This is a genomic window from Acidaminobacter sp. JC074 (assembly GCF_022496765.1).
Taxonomy (GTDB): domain Bacteria; phylum Bacillota; class Clostridia; order Peptostreptococcales; family Acidaminobacteraceae; genus JABXKX01.
This window is the reverse complement of sequence record NZ_VANV01000019.1, coordinates 115,296-136,936: the sequence shown is the minus strand read 5'-3', so window position 1 is coordinate 136,936 and position 21,641 is coordinate 115,296. Positions and strand designations below refer to the sequence as shown.

Sequence of the window (21,641 nt, the reverse complement as noted above, 5' to 3'; positions counted from 1 at the left end):
TGAAGCAGCAAAGCTTAAAAACCCAAATCGATGGAGCGGTCCAACGAGAAACTGGAACTTAAATAACACAGTTTATCTAAATCCGGAGAAAGAAGATAAAAGTATAGTTAAAAGCAGTTAATCACGACAACATAGTTGACAAACAGCGCGACTGATTTTCTTCATATTGAATATTTGAGTTGTTTTCACAAGATGATAGAACAAAAACAAAAGATAGTATCCATAAAAATCTAAATAATTTCATCACTGGCATTCCTCCTAATACAAGAACACAGTTAATAAGTTCACTGTGTGTTACTATGTTTATCCCTTCTTATCATAATTATATAATAACACAACCAAGTATCATGACAAATTAGGAAGCACTAATAATGGGGGATTAGCCATATTATAGTTTGAATTCTGCCGTTCTGACTGCTTATAACCTGTTTTTGATGAAAGTATGATTTTGATTATTACTATTGCATCACAATATATTTAATTGACTTGATTTACATGAAAAAAATATGTGTAAGTTGATTAATTACGCTTAGATTTACCTTTTGAAGACATTATTTTAATATGGAAATGTATATAGCTTGATTAATGTGTTCATCATACACATATTTTATATGAAAAGTGTGTATAAGGAGCACCTTCGTGTTATTCTATTATTGGAATAGTTAGTAGCGATAAATAGCGATAAGTGGTGATATAGTAGCGATAAACTCAGTCAAAGAGGTGTAATTATGAGTATACAACAGAAAATGATGTTAGATGAGGCTATTAGATTGATGAATAGTGGAGAGGTTGAAGAAGCCGAAGAGTTACTAGTAGAAGCCTTAGAAATATCAGGAGAACTTGATTTTTATGTAAGAAATAACTTGGGTACATTGTTACTTCTAAGAGGGGCCTATGACGCTGCATATGAAATCATGTATGAGAATAAACAAGCTGTAGGCAAAGTAAACCCATACTATTATGCTAAGATGGCTGTTATCTGTATCAAGCTTGATAAGACTGGTGAAGCTAGTAGAATGCTGAAGTCCGGTACAAAGTTATATGAAAATGGAAACAAGAAGTATGCTCCAGATGTATGGGATGAATATGGCTTTACTCTACTTCAAGCCTACATGGTACTAAGTAAATATAAAGACGGCTTAAAACTGTACAGAAACAATATGAAACATTCTGAGTATAATCAAATACATCTGATTGCAACTAGAATGGCTATCAGTTTAAACCGTTTGAAACAAGCTGAAGTCTATGCACGTAAGACTCGGTCTCCAGGAACAGTTGACTTAGTAGAAGGCTTTAAAAAGGGTTTACTGCCTGTTATGGATGTTTTTATGGATTATGGCGAGTACTTTGGAGAAAAAGAAGATGTCTTTTTAATGTTTGCTATTTTGATTTCTGACCAGGTATCACTAGATGAAAAATGTGAGGTTGCAAAGTATCTAATTCTTAGTTTGGATAAAGGTTCTGATTTGGCAGATAAAATTTTTAATAATGATTATTATGATCTAAAAATAAAACATGCGGCATTAGAAGCTTTAGGAGAACTTGGACTATACACGTATGGTACTTACAAAACGATTATATATCAAGGGGAGGAAGTTAACCTATTTTCTGGTCGAATTGAAATAAGAGAAGATGACTTGATTTCTTATGGTATCTTAAATGAAGTCGAAGACCTAAATGTCGATGAAGCCCTAAAAGTAATCAACGAATACACAACAAGAAACTGTATAACAAGTCCGTCTATAATGGAAAAAGAGATTGAGTTGTTCCGTTTAAAAGGTTTTGATGATTCAGCAGAGGTGCTTTTGAATCAACTAGAAGCATACAGAAATGCTCGAGCTTAGGCAGTTGGCTTTTAATGGTCTTATGATTGTTAAAGTAAATAGTAATAGGTAATCTCGTTGAGATTACCTATTTTTGAGTAATGATAGTTTCGACTGGAGAACTTGAATCAATTGACTATCAAGATTTATCCATAGGAAGCTTCATTTCAAATACTGCTCCTTTATTGTTAAATGCTCTTATGCTACCACTCATCATTTTTACTGAAGTTTCTGCAATTGAAAGACCAAGTCCGAAACTGCCGTCTTGCCCCTTGGCAAATCGATCAAAGATATGATCTATGTTTTTGATGCCTTCACCATCATCTCTTATCGTAATAATAGCATGAGATTTAGTACATTCAAGCTTTAAAATAATCTGTTTACGAGCATATCTAACTGCATTTGAGATAATGTTTCCTATAGAACCTAATAAGAGTTCTTTGTTAGCTATTACGCTTATATTGGGTGGTATTTTTGTCTCTAGAGTAATATTGTTTTTGCTTGTATAGCCTTTGTACTCATTTAAAATTTCAAGTAAACAGTCACTTAAATTTAAATTTTCTAGTTGTGTAGCAGCATCAAAGTTTTCTGCTCTAGCCAGTGTAAGCAGACTATCCACAATTTTAGTCAGTCTCTTGCTTTGGTCTGATATTAGGTGGGCTGTTGCTTTTGTATCTTCGAACACACCAAGTTCAATACCATCAGCATAACCTTGTATGTTCATCAGTGGTGTCCGTAGTTCGTGTGAAGCATTATGCAGAAATGTTCTTTGTGAATTATGAACTGAGTATATTCTCTTGTTCATTTCATTAAACTCATTTACCAATTTTTGAATTTCTATATTATCACTATCAGAGCTTACAGTCTGCAACTCGTCTGCTTTCACATTTTCAATGGAGTGGGTAATTTGCTCTAAGGGTCTTGCAATTGATTTTGAAACTCGCCCTGAAACAAATATGGCTATAGCGGTGATTAAAATAGAGATTAAAAGTAAAAGCAAGTTGATTGTAATTACAAAATCATCGATATGCAAATTCTTTGAAATATAAACAATCTTATCGTAAATACCTCGATTGTTGTACTCTACTTCAATGATGTAATAGTCATCACCATCAAGTTTAAATGATGTGATTTCTCCTAAAGGGAGATCGTCTATTAAACGGTAAGTTTTATTTGCAATCTCATTGGTTACAAAAGTATTTGTCTCTTCTAGAAATCTAGCAGGCTTACCCAACTTATTATATATAATTACTTCTACATTTGAAGAACCCAATTGTGACCTTATAAAAGGAAAGAGTCTGATGATACTTTCTGTATCTATGCCCTTAGGAATATTATTGGCAACATAAGCCAAGTCTTCTTTAGCCTGTTCTTTAGCATAATGGGAAAGACCGATATTGAAAAGTATCATTATTGCTATTGGCATGCAAATAATTACTATGAGAAAAGGTTTTAGAATTTTATTTCTTAATGTAATCATATCATTCCTCCAACTCTAACTTAAATCCAAATCCCCACACAGATGTAATGCGGACATTAGTTTGTATAAGTTTTTTTCGAAGGCGTTTTAGGACGTCATCACATGCTTTGGTATCTACATTGAAATCAAACTCCCAGACTTCTCTAAGAAGTTCCTCTCTTGAAATAGAACGATTTGAGTTTTCAAACATATACACAAGGAGTTTAAACTCTGTAGGTGTCACATCAAAATTTTCTCCATTTAGCGTACATTTTCTGTAGGCGATATCAATTTCAAGATTTCCATAAGAGAGAGTATTTTTTTCTATCAACTGATCATTAAATGACATTCTTCTAAATATAGCTTGAACTCTTACAACCAGCTCCATAGGGGCAAAGGGCTTGACTAAGTAGTCATCCGCTCCCATGGAGATGCCGTTAATTCTATCCAGTTCACTGTCCTTTGCAGAGACAATAATAATTGGTACATTATTCTTTTTTCTGATTGCTGAACATATTGTTACACCATCTGTTCCTGGCATCATAACATCTAAGATGACCATGTCAGAGGGGGTTTTCTCAAATGCTTCTTTTAAGGCGTCACCTGTTTCAAAGCTGGTTACCTCATAACCACTGTTTCTTAAAAAAGTGGAAATTATGTTACGAACGTCCTTATCATCATCAGCTATATATATTTTCATGTTATCACCTCTTAGTAAAATGATACCACAAATTATATGATTATAAAGTCAGTCTCATACTTGCCTACACTTTGCCTATTTTTGACCGATGATTTTCCAGGCGATTCTTCTATATAATAAATTAAAGAAATTCATAAAAGATGAAGCATTAAGGAGGTACAATAATTATGATAAGAAAATATATTGGGACATTAACACTTTTGGGACTTATTACTATGGTCAATTTTGGATGTATTGCAGAGCTGGATGTAAATGAATATACTGATCAGCTTGGAAAGCAGGACAATCTTCAAGTTAATGAGCAAGAATATACTGAGGCAGAACGAGTTATTAATCAAGAAAAAGATGTAGAAATAACAGATAGAGAAAAATCAAAACCCTATAGATATAATGAGAACGATGGTATCTTTTTATTCTACAAAACAGAGGATGAAGAGCTTTATCGGAAGCTATTGCCTAAAGAGTTTGATATGCCAGATGAAATGATTGTGCATCTTTTCATTGTAGATTTCTATGATCTTGATTCTGATGCAGATCCTTATAAAGAAATGTCTATTTCCTTACTAGCCAAACACAATGATGAAAACATATGGCACTGCATTTATATGCCAGTGACCAGTGAGCAGTCGATGATGGCAGGAATACTAGGACTGGGTTTACCAAAAACAATTGGAAATATTGAGTTTGAACGAGCAGAGTTTATTTTTACTGGAACAATAGTCGATGATCAAAATAGATCAGGAGAGATAAGTTTAGACACGAAGGGCGACGACTTATCAGTCGCAGAAGTAGAAATTGTTAGAAACTTTATGTCTTATCCTAAAATAAACATATTAAAGGGTGAGTTTATAGAAATGACGAGAGCTGGCGGTGCCGTTAATATCATTGACGTGGCAGAGCGTTATTCTGAATTTGTAACTATCAAGGGCGGAGCAGCAACGATTACATTTGAATCTAGCACAGATACTAAAGCACATCCTTTTGATTTAGTACCATCAGAGATTGTTGCAGCTTATTACATGCACAATAAGATTCCTTTTAGTTTAGATAGAAAGTAATTGCTTTTAGGTAAGATGAAGCAGCTTATATGAAATAAATTATTGACCAATTTAAGATGGGGTTAAGATTAAAAGTCGAAAGAACATATAAGTAGTTACTTAAAATTGAAAGGAGAGGCATATGAGAATTATTAATCATGAGACAACAATTAACTTTAGAAGGCTAGATACTAATCAAGGAACCTTCACGAAGGTGTCAAAATCTTATAGTGGTAGTGCTATCAATCGCGATCAATTCCAAATGAGTGCCCTTGGTAGAAGAATGAGCAAGCTTATGAATGCTGCAAAAGCAGTCGGTCCTGAAAAGGTCAAATCACGACTCGATCACGTAAATGAAGAAATGAGCAGTTTAAACCTTGATGAGATCAATGTAGATAAAATGAGTAGAGAAGAACTAGAAGCAAAACTGACTGAAGTTCAAGAGGTTATTTTAGAGCTCAGACCCGATGCTGAAATAAACCTTACAGACTTTGAAGGAAAAACTGATGAAGAGTTGAAGGCATCACTTAATGGTGTAGTTGATAGAGTTGATACGGCAAAAGAAGAACTTAGTACAATCAAATTAATTGTTACTAAACTATATGACAGAAATGAAAATGTAGAATCGTCTGATATTGAGGAAAACATAGTAATAAATGAAGAGGACTTGTTCGATGAAGTAATTGCATCACTTGAAGAGGACGGCAGTGAAGAAGCACTTGAACTCAGTAAGGCTATCGCTGCTTATTTAGAAGCTTAGTATATTGGTGGAATGATGAAGGTGCTTATATTAGAGACTGATAAGAAGCTTGCAGATAGAATACATGGATATGTAAAAAATTTGAATTATGAAGTTTGCATAGAAAGAAGTGCAGAAGCCTTCACATCCTATATAGATTCTCAAGCATATGATGGACTAATTATAAACTTAGATAATGATAGTCATAAAATACTTTCACATATTATGAAAATTAGAAATGCTGGCAGTAGGATACCAATACTTGTATATGGCTATTTCTTTACAGATTTAATTATTGATCAATGTCATAAATTTCAGTACTGTGATTTTATTAAAAGACCATTCTCAAAAGCAGAGTTTCTGTTTAGAGTGAACGCCCTTTTTACTCGTCATAACCTTAAAGCTAGTAGGGATACAGCCAAGAGTGAATGCATAAAATTAAATGGTTGTTCGTTCTATCCAGAATCATATAAAATTTGGACCGATGATCAAATTGTCAATCTTACAAGGCGTGAAGCGGAACTGCTTAAAATACTTGCCTTTAACATCAAAAACGTGGTTTCAAAAGGGCAGATATTAGATGCAATATGGGCCAATCAAGAAAATGTTGATGAGAACTTAGTAGCAGTTTACATATCAAAACTTAGGAAACTCTTTTTGGAAAATAAGATTGAGATAAGAATAGATACAGTAAAAAATGTTGGTTATTCACTCATAAGTTGAATGATGATATATGGTATGAGGTTATACAGAATAAAATCAGATGGATTGCTATCCATCTGATTTTTATTATTTTCTAAGAATAATCACTTCTAGTGGTATTTCAAGTGCTTCAAGCTGGAATGCTTTATCTCTCCATCTATCGGTTAAGGTATTCCAAAAACTGACGTTTAAATCATCAAAAATACCACTTAACCACAGGATCCATCCTCTGGCCTTCAGTGTATTGTCAAGAGGGTAAACCTCAATGGATTTAAATCCTTCAACGGATGATACCTTATCCCAAGTGACTTGATCTGCTCCAAGATCTTTTAATAACTCATTGATTTCATCATGCTCTTTAAAAGTCTTAAAGCCCTGTCTCCAAAAGCTAGGTACAATAAAGATTGCAGCCTTTTCAACAATATGATGCCATTTATGAGCATGATCAAATAAATCTCTTCGTGATATGCCTGTCCATGAGAAAAGAAGTTCGGTCTTAACATCACCTACTTGTGGAATGATGGTATCTACATCAACTTTAACATTAGAAGGTGTACCTGGCAAAGCGCCGAAATACAAGTTCAAGTTAGAATATTTGGTGCATAAGGGCCAAGCTGATGTAAGGTGTTTTTGATCCATTTCTATACCTGATACGCTTAAGTTAGGGTATAAAGATGCAAGTGCCATACTACTTATACCTTCTCCAGGTCCAATATCTATTAAGGTTTTGTTTGATGATAAGAGATCAAGAACTTCATCTGGTAAATCATCAATGTCACTGGTTCTTGTTTCTACTTGTTTGAATACATAATCTGGTGATTTGTCTGGTAAATCATTAAGTTCATCTATTCTTCTAATATTCATTCTGCCTCCTAAACCCCTATGGGGGGTAACGAAACTATCGTATCATACTTCTGACTGTTTGAAAAGTATTTTCTGAATATACATAATTATACTGGCTAATGGTTTTAACTTTGGTGGATATGTGCTATGGACTGCCCGTTATCCATGAAATTAACATAAAGTGAAAGTTGTTGTTGACAAGTTTGTATAAATTATTTACTATAAGGGGTATGGGGGGATATAGCATACGTTTTGACGATGATGATTATACTGGAGGCCAAATTGAAAAATTCACTTACATCTAATAATTTAAAAATAGTTGCACTCATACTAATGGTTATAGACCATTTTGTTGCAGTGTTCATGATTCATAATAGTGTGCTGACATTTTCATTAAGAATGTTTGGTAGAATTGCAGCGCCTGTTTTCTGTTACTTTATAGCCGAAGGGTATCATTACACTTCCGATAGGAAGAAGTATGCTATAAGACTCCTGATTTTTGCTGCTATATCGCACGTACCATACAATATCTTGTTTAAGTATTCTTTTTTTGAAGCAACAAGTATCATGTGGGGGCTTGCTATAGGCTTTATAGCATTATGCGTTATTAAGTCTGATAAGTATGGTTTGCCAGTAAAGGTAGCAACTGTGATTTTAGCGACGATTTTGACTTACACAGCCAACTGGAATTTTGTATCAGTTTATTGGATTCTTATATTTGGTATTTATCAAGGTGACTTTAAGAAACAGATGATAGGTCTTGCCTTAGTTGGTGCAGTCTTTCATTTGATTCCAACTTATTTGAACTTCGGACCAAGTCACACTGGCTTACCTCATTGGTATCAAATAGGCATTTTTCTGGCCATTCCAGTGCTTGCCTTATACAATGGAAAACTAGGCAAGAAGAGCAAACTATTAAATAGGGTGTTTTACATTTCCTATCCAGCACATATGCTTATTTTGTTCTTGGCTCGATTGATATTAGTAGAAGGATAAAAGATGAAAAAAATAATTTTTCTAGTCGTGATTGCTTTAATGATGGTATCTTGTAATGACGAAAAAAAAACTAATGATTTTGAAAGTATAGAAGTGACGCTTCCTGTAGAAGATGTTATTCAAGAAGTAGAGGTCATTGACGACATAAAGCAGTATATCAACTACAGTGAAGAAGGTGATTACTTCGAATTACCCATATGGGGTGCTACAGGTTTTCCGCTTGTTGACTTAAATTTTAGAAGGTCAAATACTCTAGATAGTGAAGTGATTTCGGTTATAAGTGCTGGAATGCCATTTAGGATTTTGAGTGAAAGTGGTGATTGGTGGCAGGTAGAGTATGATAATCAAATAGGTTATCTTTATCATGATTACTGTATGATCAATTTACCAGATGTTATGCCTTCCATTGTTTATGACATTACAAACAGTTACAAGTCATTACTGAAGTCTGATGAGTTTATGATACCTGATGTAACAAACAAAAAATTGTATCAAGCACGGTATTTTAATGAAAGGTTTGACGAAAGTCTTTATACTGTACCAGTACTTTATGAAACTGCCAAGAAAATAGATCGTATTCAGAAAAAGGCTATCCAAGAAGGCAATACACTTGTCATATATGAGGCTTTTAGACCTAGAGAAACTCAAGAAAAAATCGTATCAAAAATGAAGGATTTGATTGAAAGTGAAGACAGTGTTAGAGAGAAGTTAACTCAGAGTGGCTGGTCACTTGCTTGGTTTATTAATACAGGTGTATCCAACCATCAATTGGGTATCGCATTAGATGTTTCCTTAGCTAAGATAGAGAAAGTTGAAACAGCCTATATTGGAGACTATGAGTATAAGCATGTAAGTTCATATACTGAATATACCATGCCTACTCTTATACACAACTTGAGTTTAGATGCTTTAACTTATAGCAGTCCTGTATCCTCGCTATCGAAAGAAGCTTGGAAATCAGCGACTTCCTCAGATAAGATGAATGACAATGCTATCTTGCTTCAATCTTATTTTACAGAAGGTGGTTTTACGCCTTTAGCTTCTGAATGGTGGCATTTTAACGATCTTGATCATTATGAGATGATGAAATCGATTAATGTATCAGGCACTTTTTCATTTAAGCAAGGTGTAAGTAAAATACCTGAATCGATTCAATAGAAGGAGAGCTAATGAAATTATTTAAACATATGACGAAGTTTATTTTTTTGTTTTTGATAATATTTTCTTCAGCATCATTTGGTGAGGAAATAGAAGTCGATGATTTAATGCCAGAAATTAGTGGCTCTTATGCGGTAACAATTGATGTAGAAACAGGGGAAATTATTTATGCAAAAGACATAGATGTGAGAACCTATCCTGCCAGTACAACAAAGATTATGACGGCGCTAATTTTTGCAGAAAATATGGATAAAAATGATGTATTAACCTATACAGAAGATGCACTTCTGCAGCCGTCTTATTCACTTAATAAAGATTATGGTCCTTTTAATGTTGGTTATGAAATGACAGGCGACACGGTAATGAAATCATTATTGTTGTATTCTGCAAACGATGTTGCTGTAATTGTAAAAGATGCATTAGCGTCAAAAGACATTGATTTGATGAGGAAAATAAACAATAGATTCAAAGCCTTAGGTTTAAAGAACAGTAACTTTGTGACACCAAATGGCCTACATGATGAAAACCACTATACCAGTGCATACGATCTGGCCCTTATGACAAAAGAATCTTTTAGCAATCCTTGGATTCAGGAAGTTTTAAGCTTAGATGAAACGAGTATCACAATTGAAACAGGAGTTTTAAAAGTAGAGAACTCGAATGTAAAGCTTAATAATAGAGGACAAATCTTTTCGAAAACGGGTTATACAAAATTTGCTGGAAGATGTTTGGTTGCCGTGTATGAAAGAGATGGCAGAAAGCTTGTTGGTGTGGTATTAGATTCGGTGTTTGATCCTGATGATACAGTAGTTTTTAAAGATATGGACATTATAATGGATTGGAGCTTTGAGCAAAACAGAATATCATTTATGGATGATTTTAAAGAATCATATAGCATATCAGTAGATTATTACCCACTTAAGTATCTTGGTGAAAAAGTTACTCAGGAGATACCGCTAGTTTTTGAAGGAGATTATTTATATTATCCGAATGAAGTGAATCGAGCTGAGCTTACTTATGAAACTGTAATGTATGACATGGATGCTGAAAGTTTGAATAAAGAGACACCTGTAGGTGAGTTAGTTATAAAGTCAAGAAACATGGTTCAGAAAATCAATCTTTATCCAACACTTGATTTAAATGACTTATATGCACAGCACAGTGAGCTTTATAGATTAATTTTTTATGCAGTAGTGGTCTTAACAGTGATTCTTTTACTTAGTATAGCTTTGCTTGTTAGAAGGTTAAGAAAAGGTAAGAGAAAGAGGTTCTATTAACGTACTATTGAAGAGCTAGGTGAAGTGAAATGCATACATGAAGGTGATATCTTAACAATATACTTTCATATCTGATTTAAAAGCACAGTGAATCTCTCCGAGGAGATTCTCTGTGTTTTTGTTAAGATTTTTTTAGATGTATTATGTGCTTGCAAGTTGTTTTTATCCGCTTTCTTGGGGTAAAATAATGATTACAAGAAGGAGAACATATATATGATAGAATCAACAAGTACATTTAAAAGCAGCATGACAAAAAACAACATAGTACGTATCCTTATCCTTGGTATTATCTATACTTCCATGGAGATTGTAGGTCTGACCTTATCATCACTGGGGTTCTTTGAATCAGATATTAGATTTTATGTGAGTTTAATCGTTGGCTTTCACCTTATTTATTTACCAGTGGTTTATGTCTTGTATAGAAGAAGGACCTTTAAAGTCTTAAATCAGGTACAATACATCTATTTTTATGTGATTATGACCTGGGGCAGTGTTTTCAATGTGTTGATGTATATAAAGGATGAGGATATAACCATCTATTCCATCGTTATCTTGTTAATCAGTGCCTTGTTTATTATTAGGCCCTTAATCAGTCGAATTATGTACGCTTTAAACTTTATTTTTTTTGCGAGTTTGATATATATCAATGTTTCAGATATTTTAGTTTTTAATCAGTTGGTCTTTAAATCACTTATAGTAACTGTGATTGCCGTACTCATCTCAAATAGCAATTACAATGTTAGAAAGAAACTTAGTGATTCACAAAAGGATTTGTTACTGGTTAATGAAAAGCTTAAAGATCAAGCACTGAAAGATTCATTAACAAAGCTTTATAACAATGGTTATTTGTTTGATTTTCTAGATAAGGCCGTTAACAACAAGGTATACTGTGGCAATAAGTTCAGCTTCTTGATGATTGATATTGACGATTTTAAAGGCATCAATGATCAATATGGTCATCTGTTTGGCGATCAGGTCATTAAGACTGTTGCGAATAAGCTTGAAGTATTAACAAGAGATATCGACATTGTGTGTAGATATGGTGGTGAAGAGTTTGTAGTCATACTGTGTCATGCTGATTTAGAAGTAGCAAGTCAAATTGCCGAACGTATAAGGTCTGAAATAGAAAGAGAAAAAGTAGAAGGCAAGGTTGGTGTCACTGTCAGCATTGGTGGGGCGCTTTATCAAAATCAAGCACCGCTTGCCCTGATAAAAGAAGCCGATGACAAACTTTACATGGCTAAAAACGCAGGTAAAAATAGAGTTGTTATATAAGTCATACTTAAAAAATGACATATTTATGAGTAAGAAGATGTGACAAGAAAGATTGTATATAAATCCTATGTTTCATTGGCTGTTTTTTTGTTATACTGATATGGGAATAGGAGAGTATACAAATGGTTACAATATATGATATAGCAAAGAAGGTTGGCTGTGCATCAAGTACAGTTTCAAAAGCTTTGAATAATTCAAAAGAAATTAGTGCAAAGAGAAAAGAAGAAATATTAGCAGTTGCAAAAGAGATGGGCTATGTGCCAAATTCAAGTGCAAGAAGGCTTGCTACAAAAAACTCCTGGTCAATAGGTGTCTTATTCAGCGAAGATTTAAATATTGGACTTGAACATCATTTCTTTGGAGGTGTTTTACAGGCATTTAAGACTTATGTGGAAGCACTAGGTTATGAAGTAACCTTTGTATCTAAAAAAGTTGGCTCTCAACCACTGACATACTTAGAGTGGTGCAAGTATAAGAACATAGATGGCGTTTTAATTTTAACGGTTGATGTCAATGATGAAAATCTCAATGAGTTAACTCAAAGTGGTATTCCGATAGTAACGGTGGATAATGGCCTGATAAACGTACCGACAATTATCTCTGATAACTATCAAGGGACTCGAATGGCTTTAGAGTATCTTATGTTAAAAGGGGCTAAGAAGATTGCTCATATAGCAGGACCACTTAGGTCTTATGCATCTACAGAACGTTTAAAAGGTTATAAAAACGTCTTAAGCAATGCTGATATTCCAATAGATGAAAAGCTGATAGTTGAAGCTCATAACTTTGATTTTAACAGTGGTAAAAAAGCCTTAGAAGAACTTATAAGTCAGGCTGAAGATATGCCTGATGCCATATATGCTGCCAGTGATGATATAGCACTAGGCGCCATAGTTGGTCTTAAAGAAATGGGCTACAAGGTACCTGAAGATGTGTCTGTTATTGGTTTTGACAATATCGAGTTAACCAGGTATACATCACCGTCATTAACAACGGTTTCACAAAATAAAGTAACAATAGGCACTGAAGCTGCAAAGCATTTAATAGCCATCATAAATAAAGAATCTACAACGGATCCCGGCATCATAAAAAGGGTACCTGTAGAGTTGATTATTAGAGAAAGTACAAAATAATGTACTTTTTTTATTTATTTTTGAAACGTCTTATGATAATATAATATTACGAAACCGATTTCGGAAAGTGTATCAAATTGTGATTTTATGAAAAAAAATACTACGAAATCATGATTTAGACTTTCGGAAGACGTGATGGATTATAGATTTACTGAGGAGGAACAATGAGTTATTCGTTCAAAAATAATCAATTTGTGATTGAAGATTATGATAAGAAAAAGACATTTTCAAGTTTTTTACCGGGGATTGCTGGTATAAAAGGGATTCCTTTATGGGCTTTTTATGCAAACCGTGGACAAGGACTAACCAGTTTTGGTATTAGGGATAAAGATGAACCTATATTAGAGTTTTTCCCAGCCAATACATCTTATCAGTATGTATCAACCTACGGGTTTAGAAGTTTTGTGAAAGTTGATGACCAAGTGTTCGAACCGTTTTCAGTATCAACTAGTGATTCAGTCAAAAGGAATATGTATATTTCAAGGAGTCACTTTACAATAGAGGAAATTAATGAAACAAAGAAAATTACCTACAAGGTCACATACTTTGGATTAGCCAATGAACCGGTGGCTGGCCTTGTGAGGAAGGTAGAAGTTATTAACACAGGTCAGTCTCGTTATCTAGAAGTTGTAGATGGCATTGCCAATATCCTGCCTTCAGGGACGACTAATAGTGCTTATAAGGAAATGTCAAACCTTATGCGTTCATGGATGGGGGTTGAAAACCTTGAAAATGCCATTCCCTTTTATAAGTTTAGAGCTTCTAGCGGCGATGAAGCCGAAGTTTCTATGATCGATAAAGGTCATTTTTACTTATCATTCTCTCAAGATGGCAAGCTTATAAAACCAATTGTAGATCGTGACCTTATTTTTGCTTATGATACTTCACTTGCTCTACCAGTAGGTTTAATGGACAAGGGGATTATGGATTTGGACTTAGAAAAACAAGTGCTTGTCAACAAAGTCCCTTGTGGTTTTTCTCCGGTATCCAAGACTCTTAATCCAAACGAGACCTTGAAAATCAATACCATCATCGGTCACGTTTCTAATGTAGCCATCATCAACGAAAAGGCTTCTTTATATGCAAGTGATGACTTTATTAGGTCTAAGTATCAAGAAGCACAAATGGTCATTGATGACTTGGTTCGTGTTGTGGATACAGAAACAAATTTTCCTATGTTTGATGCCTATCTAAAGCAAAACTTTTTAGATAATACCTTACGTGGTGGTTTTCCTATGGTATTTGGAAAAGGCCATGACCAGAAAATCTATCATGTTTTCTCAAGAAAACACGGTGATCCAGAAAGGGACTATAATTTCTTTTCATTATCGCCAGAGTTTTATTCACAGGGCAATGGTAACTTTAGAGATGTCAATCAAAACCGTAGAAATGATGTTTTCTTTGTCCCTCAAGCTGGTCTTTTTAACATCAAAACCTTTTACAATCTTATTCAGTTAGACGGTTATAATCCCTTAGGTGTACAAGGAACGACTTTTACAATGGATAAAAATATTGGCACTCACTTGGTTGAGACCTATGTAAAAGCAGGTAAGGATAGCCTTCTGAAAATTTTATCTAAAAAGTTTACACCAGGTATGATTGCAATGACCATTCTGATAGATAAGGTTGACTTACTTATTAGTCAGGAAATATTTATGGATAAAGTCTTGTCTGCTTCTAAACAGCATATAGAGGCAGTCTTTGGAGAAGGTTTTTGGGTAGACCATTTTTCATATAACTTTGATTTGATTGAGAATTACTTGAGTATATATCCGGATAATTTGGAAAGACTTTTATATGATGATCTAACTTATCAGTATTATGATAGTCCAGTCAGGGTTCTTCCAAGATCTAAAAAATACGGCCTGACTCAATCTGGACAAATAAGACAATACGGTTCTCTAGATGAAGAAGAGCATTCAGAGCGTTTTAAACAATCTAATTGGCTTAAAAGAGTGAATGGTGATATTTATAAAACATCTTTGTTTGAAAAAATGATGACTCTAGTTTTAACAAAATTCTCTGCTCTTGATCCCTTTGGTATGGGGATAGAGATGGAGGCCAACAAACCTGGCTGGAACGATGCTATGAACGGTTTGCCTGGTATGTTTGGATCTGGCATTAGTGAAGCTATAGAGCTGTTCAGAATTGTTGAATTTTTAAGAAGTCATGTTTCTAGAGATGTAAAACTCCTAAAAGAGAACTATGATTTTCTAATGAGTTTAAATGAAATCTTATCCAAGAAGCTTTCAAGTTTTGAACGCTGGGATCAGATGACAAGTGTCCGAGAAACATTTAGAGAAATCACAAGAGAAAATGTATCTGGAGAGGCCACTTATGTTTCTCATCAACTTTTAAAAGACTTCTTAGATCAAGTATCGTCAGTCATTGCTGATGGCTTATTACGTGCTAAAGACTCTAACGATGGTTTAATACCAACTTATATAGCGTATAAAGTAAGTGAGTATAAAGTTTTAGAAGAGACAACACCTTATGGTTTAAAGGCTGTTGAAATAAAGGCCTTTGAGATCATAAGCATACCGAATTTCTTAGAAGCACCTGCAAGGAGTCTAAAGATTGGTTCTAAAAAAGATCATGAAGACTTACACCATAAGATTAAGAATAGTGATATTTACGATCTTAGTTTAAAGACTTACAAAACAAGTGGCAATTTAGAGAATATGTCTTATGAACTGGGCAGAATCAGAGCCTTTACACCAGGCTGGCTAGAACGTGAAAGTAATTTTTTACACATGACTTATAAATACTTGCTGGGTCTTATCAAAGGTGGTCTGTACGATGCCTTCTATGAAGAAATTGATACAAATCTAGTTTGCTTTATGAATCCAGAAACTTATGGGCGTTCAACCCTTGAGAATTCATCTTTTATTGCATCTAGTGTAAATCCAGATCCTAATGTCCATGGAAGAGGCTACGTTGCGAGACTGAGTGGTTCTACAGCTGAGTTTTTAAGCATCTGGAATTTAATGATGTTTGGAAAAAACATCTTCACTTATCGTGATGACCTTGTTTTTTCTCCAAGTCCGGTCATTCATCACTCATTTTTCAAGAATGGATTTATAAGAACCAAACTCTTATCGGAGATAGAATATGTAATAGAAAATAAGACTGGTTTATCTACTTATGATGAAGAATTGGTAATTGATCACTATCTAGTTGACGGCATGAAACATGACTCTGTCAAAGGTGATTTAGCCTTGGCTATTCGTAATAAGAAGGTAAAGCAAGTGACTTTGGTCTATAAGAAGAGGGATTAAAAAGATGAAAGTATTATCAATTAGATCTGAAAAGAAAGATAAGAAGTATTGGGTTGAATTACCTAAAAGAGAAACAGGTAATTACGATGCCAGAAGAAAAGTAATAGCAGTTAACACCAGACATGAGTATCAGGAACATATGGGATTTGGCGGTGCCTTTACAGAATCTGCTGCCTATACCCTTGGTCAAGCACCTGAATCAGTAAGACAAGAAGCCATAAAAGCTTATTACTCTGATCAGGGTCTAGCTTACGCTTTAGGCCGCCTTTCTATCCATTCCTGTGATTTCTCACTTGGAAATTACACTTATGTAAAAGAAGGGGATAAAGCACTTACAACTTTTGATATGTCTCATGAAGACAAGTGGCTAGTACCTATGATAAAAGAAGCACTTTTATATGGACCGATAAAGCTATTAGCATCACCTTGGAGCCCGCCTGGCTTTATGAAAGACACAGGTGAAATGAACTATGGGGGCAAGCTTTTACCAGAATACTTTGAGTCTTGGGCTAATTATTATATTAAGTTTATAGATGGTATGAAAGCAAGAGGCATTGATATCTGGGGGGTAAGTATTCAGAACGAGCCGCTTGCGACTCAAACATGGGATTCTTGTATTTATACAGCAGAGGAAGAACGTGATTTTATTAAAAATCACTTGGGACCAAGACTCAAGGAAGCACATCCTCATGTAAACATCCTTATATGGGATCACAACAGAGATGTACTGGTAGAAAGGGGTGCAGTCGTTTTATCTGATCCTGAAGCTTCAAAGTATGTCTGGGGTACTGGCAACCACTGGTATGTGAGTGAGGCATTTGAGAATCTATCTGCTCTTCATAACCTTTTTCCTGATAAGCATTTGTTGTTCACTGAAGGCTGTGTGGAGCTTACAACGACTTCGGAAAATGCTCAGTTCAATGGTTATCTGGGTTCGTGGTCCAATGCAGAGCGTTATGGACGCAACATAATTGGGGATTTTAACAATTGGTCTAGAGGTTGGATAGACTGGAATCTTGTTCTTAATGAAATAGGTGGACCAAACCATGTTTACAACTACTGCGAAGCACCGATTATGTATGATAGAGATAAAAAGGCTTTGATATACAATAATTCTTATTATTATATAGGTCATTTTTCTAAATATATTAAAGTTGGTGCCAAAAGGTTAGAAATTAGTGTTACAAAAGAAGACGTATATGCAACTGCATTTAAAAATCCAAATGGCGATTTCGTTGTGGTAGCACAAAATGAAGGTTGGATAGCCGAAATGGCACTTGTTATAGATGGACAAGGTATAAACATTAACTTACCAGATCATTCTATTACAACATATGTGATAAAAAAGAACACAAATTAAGGAATCGGTTTCGTAAATCTTTTATAAAGTTCAAACACATGAAAGTTGAAGTTTCTTCCTGGTTATTCGGATAGGTTTAGCATTTGGTGAGTGAATAATCAAGTTGATGACAGAGCTGGCTATATAACGGATACACAAGAGAAGTGTTGAAAAATACAGCTTTATAGCAAAATTATTCTAATGACTTTTAGTAGGGTGAGTGACTGGATATAGACTGTCTAGTTTTAGACTTTTAAAAGATCAATGATGAAGTAAAGGATTATGCACTTTATTTGTATAGAAAAAGAAAACGTTTTTCGAAAAAATCCTTGAAACCGGTTTCGTTATTTGGTATATTATATTTACAACAAGGATAATTTGTTGATACAGGTAATTAGTATAGGGAGGACACAATGAAAAAATTATTAACACTGTTTATGATTACTTTAGCAGTTTTTATGGTATTTACTGCTTGTGGTAATAGTGCTAATGAAGCACCAAGTGTAGCAGTTGATGAATCTAAGGATTACTCAAAAGAAAAATTGGTTATTTGGTCATTTACAGATGAACTTGATACTGCTGGTGATATTGCTCACTTTGAGGAAATGTACACAGCTTCAGGAAAGCCTTTCGAAGGTATTGAAGTTGAGTTTGTAGCAGTTTCGATTCAAGATGGTTATATGGATAAAATTTTACCAGCATTAGAATCAGGTAATGGTCCTGATATCTTTACTGGTGAACTTGACCACATTAAGCAGTTCATTGAAGCAGGTTACTATGCTGATATTGAAACAATGATGGCAAATGATCCAGAAGTAGACTTAGCTGGCGAAAAGGCTGACTACAAAGAATATATCTGGCAGTCTGGTATTGATCCAGCAACTGGTAAGTTAGCGGCTCTTTCATGGCAAGTAACGCCAGGTGCAATTTTCTTCAAAACTGATATGGCAGCAGCTGTATGGGGCGATGAAGCAGGTTTCCCACAAGAAGGTTCTGAAGATTACAATACTGCAGTAACTAACTGGATGAACGAAAACAAGTTCAACACAGTTGAAAACTTATTACAAGCTCAAATGGATGTTAAAGCTTATGATGCTAACTGGAGACTATTCCCAGATGATCAAGCTGTAAGACATTTCGCAGCTGGTACCAATGATCCGGCAATGTGGCTTGATGCAGATGGCAAATTAAACCCTGCAAAAGTAAAAGAACAAGTACCTTACATTAACTTAGTAAAAGAAATGTATGGTGACACAATAGATACTTCATTAACAGCAAATGCTGCTGAATGGTCTGGCCCATGGTTTGATGCTATGGATAAGGATTTAACAGATGCTGAAGGTAACACTTGGCAAGTAATGGCATACTCAATGCCTACATGGGGCCTAAAGTACATCATCGAGCCAAACATGGAGAAGGTTGATGCAGAAGGTAACACACTTGCTAAACCTGCTGAGGATGCAGATCAAGCTACAAAAGATGCTTATGCAGATGCCTTATACAAAGGTAACTGGGGTATGGCTTCTGGTCCTAACTCATATTTCTGGGGTGGTACTTACTTAGGTATTAATGCAGATACAGAACTTCCAGAAGTGGCGTTCTCATTCTTAAAATCAATGGTATTTGACAAAGAGCGTTTAGTAGAGCGTCAAATAGCAGATGGTGATATGTATTCAGTAGAATCAGTAATGGCACCTGCAATTGCTGGTTACGAAGGTCGTCAGTCACTAGGTGGTATGAACCATTTACAAGTATTTAATGATGAAGCAGCTAAAATCAATTTATCAAGTGTAACAACTTACGATAGAGGTTTGAATGATTTATTAGGTGTACACATCACTAACTACAAGCAAGGTGCTGATGGTTATAATTCGGTATCAGATGTTCTTGAGGCATTCTATGCGGATGTTCAAGTAACTTATCCTGAAATCTACGTTGAAGGATTACCAACAGAATAACTAATGGATAGATAACAGAAGTAGGCGAAAGTCTACTTCCTGTGCATGGAGGTGAACATGAACAAGAAAAAAGATAGGATAGGATATGCATTTATATCTCCATTCTTTTTAGTGTTTTTCTTATTTAACGCATATCCTATATTCTTTACACTGTATCTTTCATTTACAAGATACAAAGGATACGGTGCCAAAACTTTTATAGGTATAGAAAACTTCAAACTGATATTTAAGGATCCCAATGTATTAGATGCCTTTATCAATACCATTAAGATTTGGGGCGTTAATATCTTTTTCCAAATATTCTTAGCACTATTACTTGTATTAATTTTTTCAGATATAAAATATAAAGTTAAAGGCTTAGGCTTTTTTAGAGTAGTATTCTACTTGCCTAACCTAATAGCAGCAGCATCGATTTCACTTATTTTCGTCAAGTTATTAGATAAGGACTATGGTGTTGTTAATCAAATACTATTTAATCTAGGTTGGATTGGAGATGCCATTGGCTGGTTAACAGAACCCATACTGGCTCAGATGAGTGTCTCGGGTATTCAGACATGGATGTGGTTTGGTAATTCATTTATCTTATTTATGGCATCTGTACAAGCTGTAGATAAATCAACTTTTGAAGCTGCATCCATAGATGGGGCAGGTAGACTTCAAATACTCAAAAATATTACCATACCTTCTATAAAGCCTATACTTATGTATGTTATGGTAACTGGCCTTATAGGTGGTTTGCAATTGTTTGATATTCCATTTCTAATAACTGATGGTAGAGGTTTCCCAGAAGGTAGCTTGAACACAATGATTGTTTATATATACAATATGGCATTTGTTTATAAGAACTATGGTTATGCATCAGCCTTATCCTTTGCCTTATTTATTGTGATTATGATCTTTACGGTGATCTTTACAGTGATGACCAATAGAACTGAGATTAGTGAGTTTCTTCAAAAACGTAAGGAAAATAAAGCGAGGAAGAAAGCACTTGCTATGAAGGGAAGTGTTGATGATGAATAAAAAAAATCAAGAATTAGATGAAAGACAATTAAAGAACTTAAAAGAAAAGAGACAACGTCGTGTTAAAAACGTCATTGTTTATTCGCTTGTGTACACTTTCTTAGCAGTTCTGGTTGTTGTAGCAATCATTCCCTTTTGGATAGTTATAATCAATGCTACCCGTGATGGTATGGCAATTTCAACACAAGGTATTACACTGTTTCCGGGTACGAGTTTAAAGGCGAATTATGACATACTAGTGGATAATGTAGATATAGTTGGAGGCTTTTTAAACTCGCTTAAAATCGCTACACTCGTTACTGTATTGTCTGGCTATTTTTCAGCCCTTACAGCTTACGGCTTTTATATGTATGAGTTTAAAGGCAAGAATTTCTTGTTCGGATTGATACTTGTATTTATGATGATTCCTAGCCAACTTGCCTTCTTAGGTTATGTAAAATGGATGACACAATTAGGACTGATGGACACGCATGCTGCCTTGATTATTCCTTCCATTGCTTCCATTGGTACCGTCTTCTTCTTAAGGGCTTATATTTCTTCTTCGCTTAGTAAGCAAGTGATTGAATCAGCAAGAATTGATGGTGCAGGTGAGTTTCATATCTTCCATAAGATTGCTCTGCCACTGATGGCACCAGGTGTTGCTACTATGTCGATCTTTACATTTATAGGATCCTGGAACAACTACTTAAGTGCAAGAGTTATATTGAGTTCTAAGGAAAACGAGACATTGCCGATGGTTATTTCATCTTTAAAAGCATTAAAGATTTGGCATCAAAATCAAGGTGCGGTTTATCTTGGTTTTGCAGTATCCATAGTACCGATTGTTGTTGTATTTATATTTGCATCTAAGTATTTGATTGAGAATATCTCTGCTGGTGCTGTTAAAGGATAAGAATTATTTGAA

17 protein-coding genes are annotated in these 21,641 nt (G+C 34.7%); 14 read left to right on the top strand and 3 right to left on the bottom strand.

Going from position 1 to position 21,641, the window contains the following annotated elements; all coding sequences use genetic code 11:
- Positions 1 to 728 precede the first annotated feature (728 nt).
- A complete protein-coding gene (locus EZV73_RS20685) occupies positions 729 to 1,844 on the top strand; it encodes a M48 family metallopeptidase (RefSeq protein WP_240842334.1) in 1,116 nt (371 codons plus the stop codon).
- Between the two features lie 118 nt (positions 1,845 to 1,962).
- Here the strand turns inward: EZV73_RS20685 and EZV73_RS20680 are convergent, their stop codons facing one another.
- Together EZV73_RS20680 and EZV73_RS20675 are read right to left on the bottom strand one after the other, a co-directional pair.
- Entirely contained in the window at positions 1,963 to 3,303 is a 1,341-nt protein-coding gene (locus tag EZV73_RS20680; protein ID WP_240842333.1) for a HAMP domain-containing sensor histidine kinase, read from the bottom strand.
- Position 3,304: 1 nt separating this feature from the next.
- The gene (locus tag EZV73_RS20675) at positions 3,305 to 3,982 is read right to left on the bottom strand and encodes a response regulator transcription factor (protein ID WP_240842332.1); all 678 of its coding nucleotides are present in this window, start codon (positions 3,980 to 3,982) and stop codon (positions 3,305 to 3,307) included.
- Between the two features lie 167 nt (positions 3,983 to 4,149).
- On the opposite strand from EZV73_RS20675, the gene EZV73_RS20670 reads away from it, so the two are divergent.
- From EZV73_RS20670 to EZV73_RS20660, 3 genes are all read left to right on the top strand, one after another.
- Positions 4,150 to 5,040 carry an acetoacetate decarboxylase family protein gene (locus EZV73_RS20670; protein WP_240842331.1) on the top strand — a complete coding sequence of 297 codons (891 nt, stop codon included), beginning with the start codon at positions 4,150 to 4,152 and terminating at the stop codon, positions 5,038 to 5,040.
- 121 nt (positions 5,041 to 5,161) lie between these two features.
- Positions 5,162 to 5,779 carry a hypothetical protein gene (locus tag EZV73_RS20665; protein WP_240842330.1) on the top strand — a complete coding sequence of 206 codons (618 nt, stop codon included), beginning with the start codon at positions 5,162 to 5,164 and terminating at the stop codon, positions 5,777 to 5,779.
- Between the two features lie 15 nt (positions 5,780 to 5,794).
- Positions 5,795 to 6,481: a response regulator transcription factor gene (locus EZV73_RS20660; protein ID WP_240842329.1), complete on the top strand. Its 687-nt coding sequence runs from the start codon at positions 5,795 to 5,797 to the stop codon at positions 6,479 to 6,481.
- A gap of 66 nt (positions 6,482 to 6,547) precedes the next feature.
- Here the strand turns inward: EZV73_RS20660 and EZV73_RS20655 are convergent, their stop codons facing one another.
- A complete protein-coding gene (locus EZV73_RS20655; protein ID WP_240842328.1) occupies positions 6,548 to 7,324 on the bottom strand; it encodes a hypothetical protein in 777 nt (258 codons plus the stop codon).
- A gap of 261 nt (positions 7,325 to 7,585) precedes the next feature.
- On the opposite strand from EZV73_RS20655, the gene EZV73_RS20650 reads away from it, so the two are divergent.
- The 10 genes from EZV73_RS20650 to EZV73_RS20605 all read left to right on the top strand — a co-directional run bounded on the left by EZV73_RS20650 (position 7,586) and on the right by EZV73_RS20605 (position 21,629).
- On the top strand, positions 7,586 to 8,299 hold the full coding sequence (locus tag EZV73_RS20650) for a TraX family protein (RefSeq protein WP_240842327.1): 714 nt from the start codon (positions 7,586 to 7,588) through the stop codon (positions 8,297 to 8,299).
- A gap of 3 nt (positions 8,300 to 8,302) precedes the next feature.
- The gene (locus EZV73_RS20645; protein ID WP_240842326.1) at positions 8,303 to 9,457 is read left to right on the top strand and encodes an SH3 domain-containing protein; all 1,155 of its coding nucleotides are present in this window, start codon (positions 8,303 to 8,305) and stop codon (positions 9,455 to 9,457) included.
- An 11-nt stretch (positions 9,458 to 9,468) separates the two neighbouring features.
- Entirely contained in the window at positions 9,469 to 10,734 is a 1,266-nt protein-coding gene (locus tag EZV73_RS20640; RefSeq protein WP_240842325.1) for a D-alanyl-D-alanine carboxypeptidase family protein, read from the top strand.
- A gap of 213 nt (positions 10,735 to 10,947) precedes the next feature.
- The gene (locus tag EZV73_RS20635) at positions 10,948 to 12,009 is read left to right on the top strand and encodes a GGDEF domain-containing protein (RefSeq protein WP_240842324.1); all 1,062 of its coding nucleotides are present in this window, start codon (positions 10,948 to 10,950) and stop codon (positions 12,007 to 12,009) included.
- A gap of 122 nt (positions 12,010 to 12,131) precedes the next feature.
- Entirely contained in the window at positions 12,132 to 13,142 is a 1,011-nt protein-coding gene (locus tag EZV73_RS20630; RefSeq protein ID WP_240842323.1) for a LacI family DNA-binding transcriptional regulator, read from the top strand.
- 164 nt (positions 13,143 to 13,306) lie between these two features.
- Positions 13,307 to 16,420: a cellobiose phosphorylase gene (locus tag EZV73_RS20625; RefSeq protein ID WP_240842322.1), complete on the top strand. Its 3,114-nt coding sequence runs from the start codon at positions 13,307 to 13,309 to the stop codon at positions 16,418 to 16,420.
- A gap of 4 nt (positions 16,421 to 16,424) precedes the next feature.
- Positions 16,425 to 17,780, top strand: a complete 1,356-nt coding sequence (locus tag EZV73_RS20620) for a glycoside hydrolase family 30 beta sandwich domain-containing protein (RefSeq protein ID WP_240842321.1) — start codon at positions 16,425 to 16,427, stop codon at positions 17,778 to 17,780.
- 392 nt (positions 17,781 to 18,172) lie between these two features.
- Positions 18,173 to 19,717, top strand: coding sequence for an extracellular solute-binding protein (locus EZV73_RS20615; RefSeq protein ID WP_240842320.1), 1,545 nt, complete (start codon positions 18,173 to 18,175; stop codon positions 19,715 to 19,717).
- Between the two features lie 57 nt (positions 19,718 to 19,774).
- Complete coding sequence (locus EZV73_RS20610; protein ID WP_240842319.1) at positions 19,775 to 20,737, top strand: carbohydrate ABC transporter permease; 963 nt, start codon at positions 19,775 to 19,777, stop codon at positions 20,735 to 20,737.
- Positions 20,727 to 21,629 (top strand): carbohydrate ABC transporter permease, encoded by a 903-nt coding sequence (locus EZV73_RS20605; RefSeq protein WP_240842318.1) that lies wholly within the window; start codon positions 20,727 to 20,729, stop codon positions 21,627 to 21,629. The genes EZV73_RS20610 and EZV73_RS20605 overlap by 11 nt, the downstream gene beginning before the upstream one ends.
- Positions 21,630 to 21,641: the final 12 nt, after the last annotated feature.

Coding starts and splice junctions, on each gene's coding strand:
- EZV73_RS20685 (WP_240842334.1), top strand. CDS start 729: ATGAGTATACAACAGAAAATGATGTTAGATGAGGCTATTAGATTGATG.
- EZV73_RS20680 (WP_240842333.1), bottom strand. CDS start 3,303: ATGATTACATTAAGAAATAAAATTCTAAAACCTTTTCTCATAGTAATT.
- EZV73_RS20675 (WP_240842332.1), bottom strand. CDS start 3,982: ATGAAAATATATATAGCTGATGATGATAAGGACGTTCGTAACATAATT.
- EZV73_RS20670 (WP_240842331.1), top strand. CDS start 4,150: ATGATAAGAAAATATATTGGGACATTAACACTTTTGGGACTTATTACT.
- EZV73_RS20665 (WP_240842330.1), top strand. CDS start 5,162: ATGAGAATTATTAATCATGAGACAACAATTAACTTTAGAAGGCTAGAT.
- EZV73_RS20660 (WP_240842329.1), top strand. CDS start 5,795: ATGAAGGTGCTTATATTAGAGACTGATAAGAAGCTTGCAGATAGAATA.
- EZV73_RS20655 (WP_240842328.1), bottom strand. CDS start 7,324: ATGAATATTAGAAGAATAGATGAACTTAATGATTTACCAGACAAATCA.
- EZV73_RS20645 (WP_240842326.1), top strand. CDS start 8,303: ATGAAAAAAATAATTTTTCTAGTCGTGATTGCTTTAATGATGGTATCT.
- EZV73_RS20640 (WP_240842325.1), top strand. CDS start 9,469: ATGAAATTATTTAAACATATGACGAAGTTTATTTTTTTGTTTTTGATA.
- EZV73_RS20635 (WP_240842324.1), top strand. CDS start 10,948: ATGATAGAATCAACAAGTACATTTAAAAGCAGCATGACAAAAAACAAC.
- EZV73_RS20630 (WP_240842323.1), top strand. CDS start 12,132: ATGGTTACAATATATGATATAGCAAAGAAGGTTGGCTGTGCATCAAGT.
- EZV73_RS20625 (WP_240842322.1), top strand. CDS start 13,307: ATGAGTTATTCGTTCAAAAATAATCAATTTGTGATTGAAGATTATGAT.
- EZV73_RS20620 (WP_240842321.1), top strand. CDS start 16,425: ATGAAAGTATTATCAATTAGATCTGAAAAGAAAGATAAGAAGTATTGG.
- EZV73_RS20615 (WP_240842320.1), top strand. CDS start 18,173: ATGAAAAAATTATTAACACTGTTTATGATTACTTTAGCAGTTTTTATG.
- EZV73_RS20610 (WP_240842319.1), top strand. CDS start 19,775: ATGAACAAGAAAAAAGATAGGATAGGATATGCATTTATATCTCCATTC.
- EZV73_RS20605 (WP_240842318.1), top strand. CDS start 20,727: ATGATGAATAAAAAAAATCAAGAATTAGATGAAAGACAATTAAAGAAC.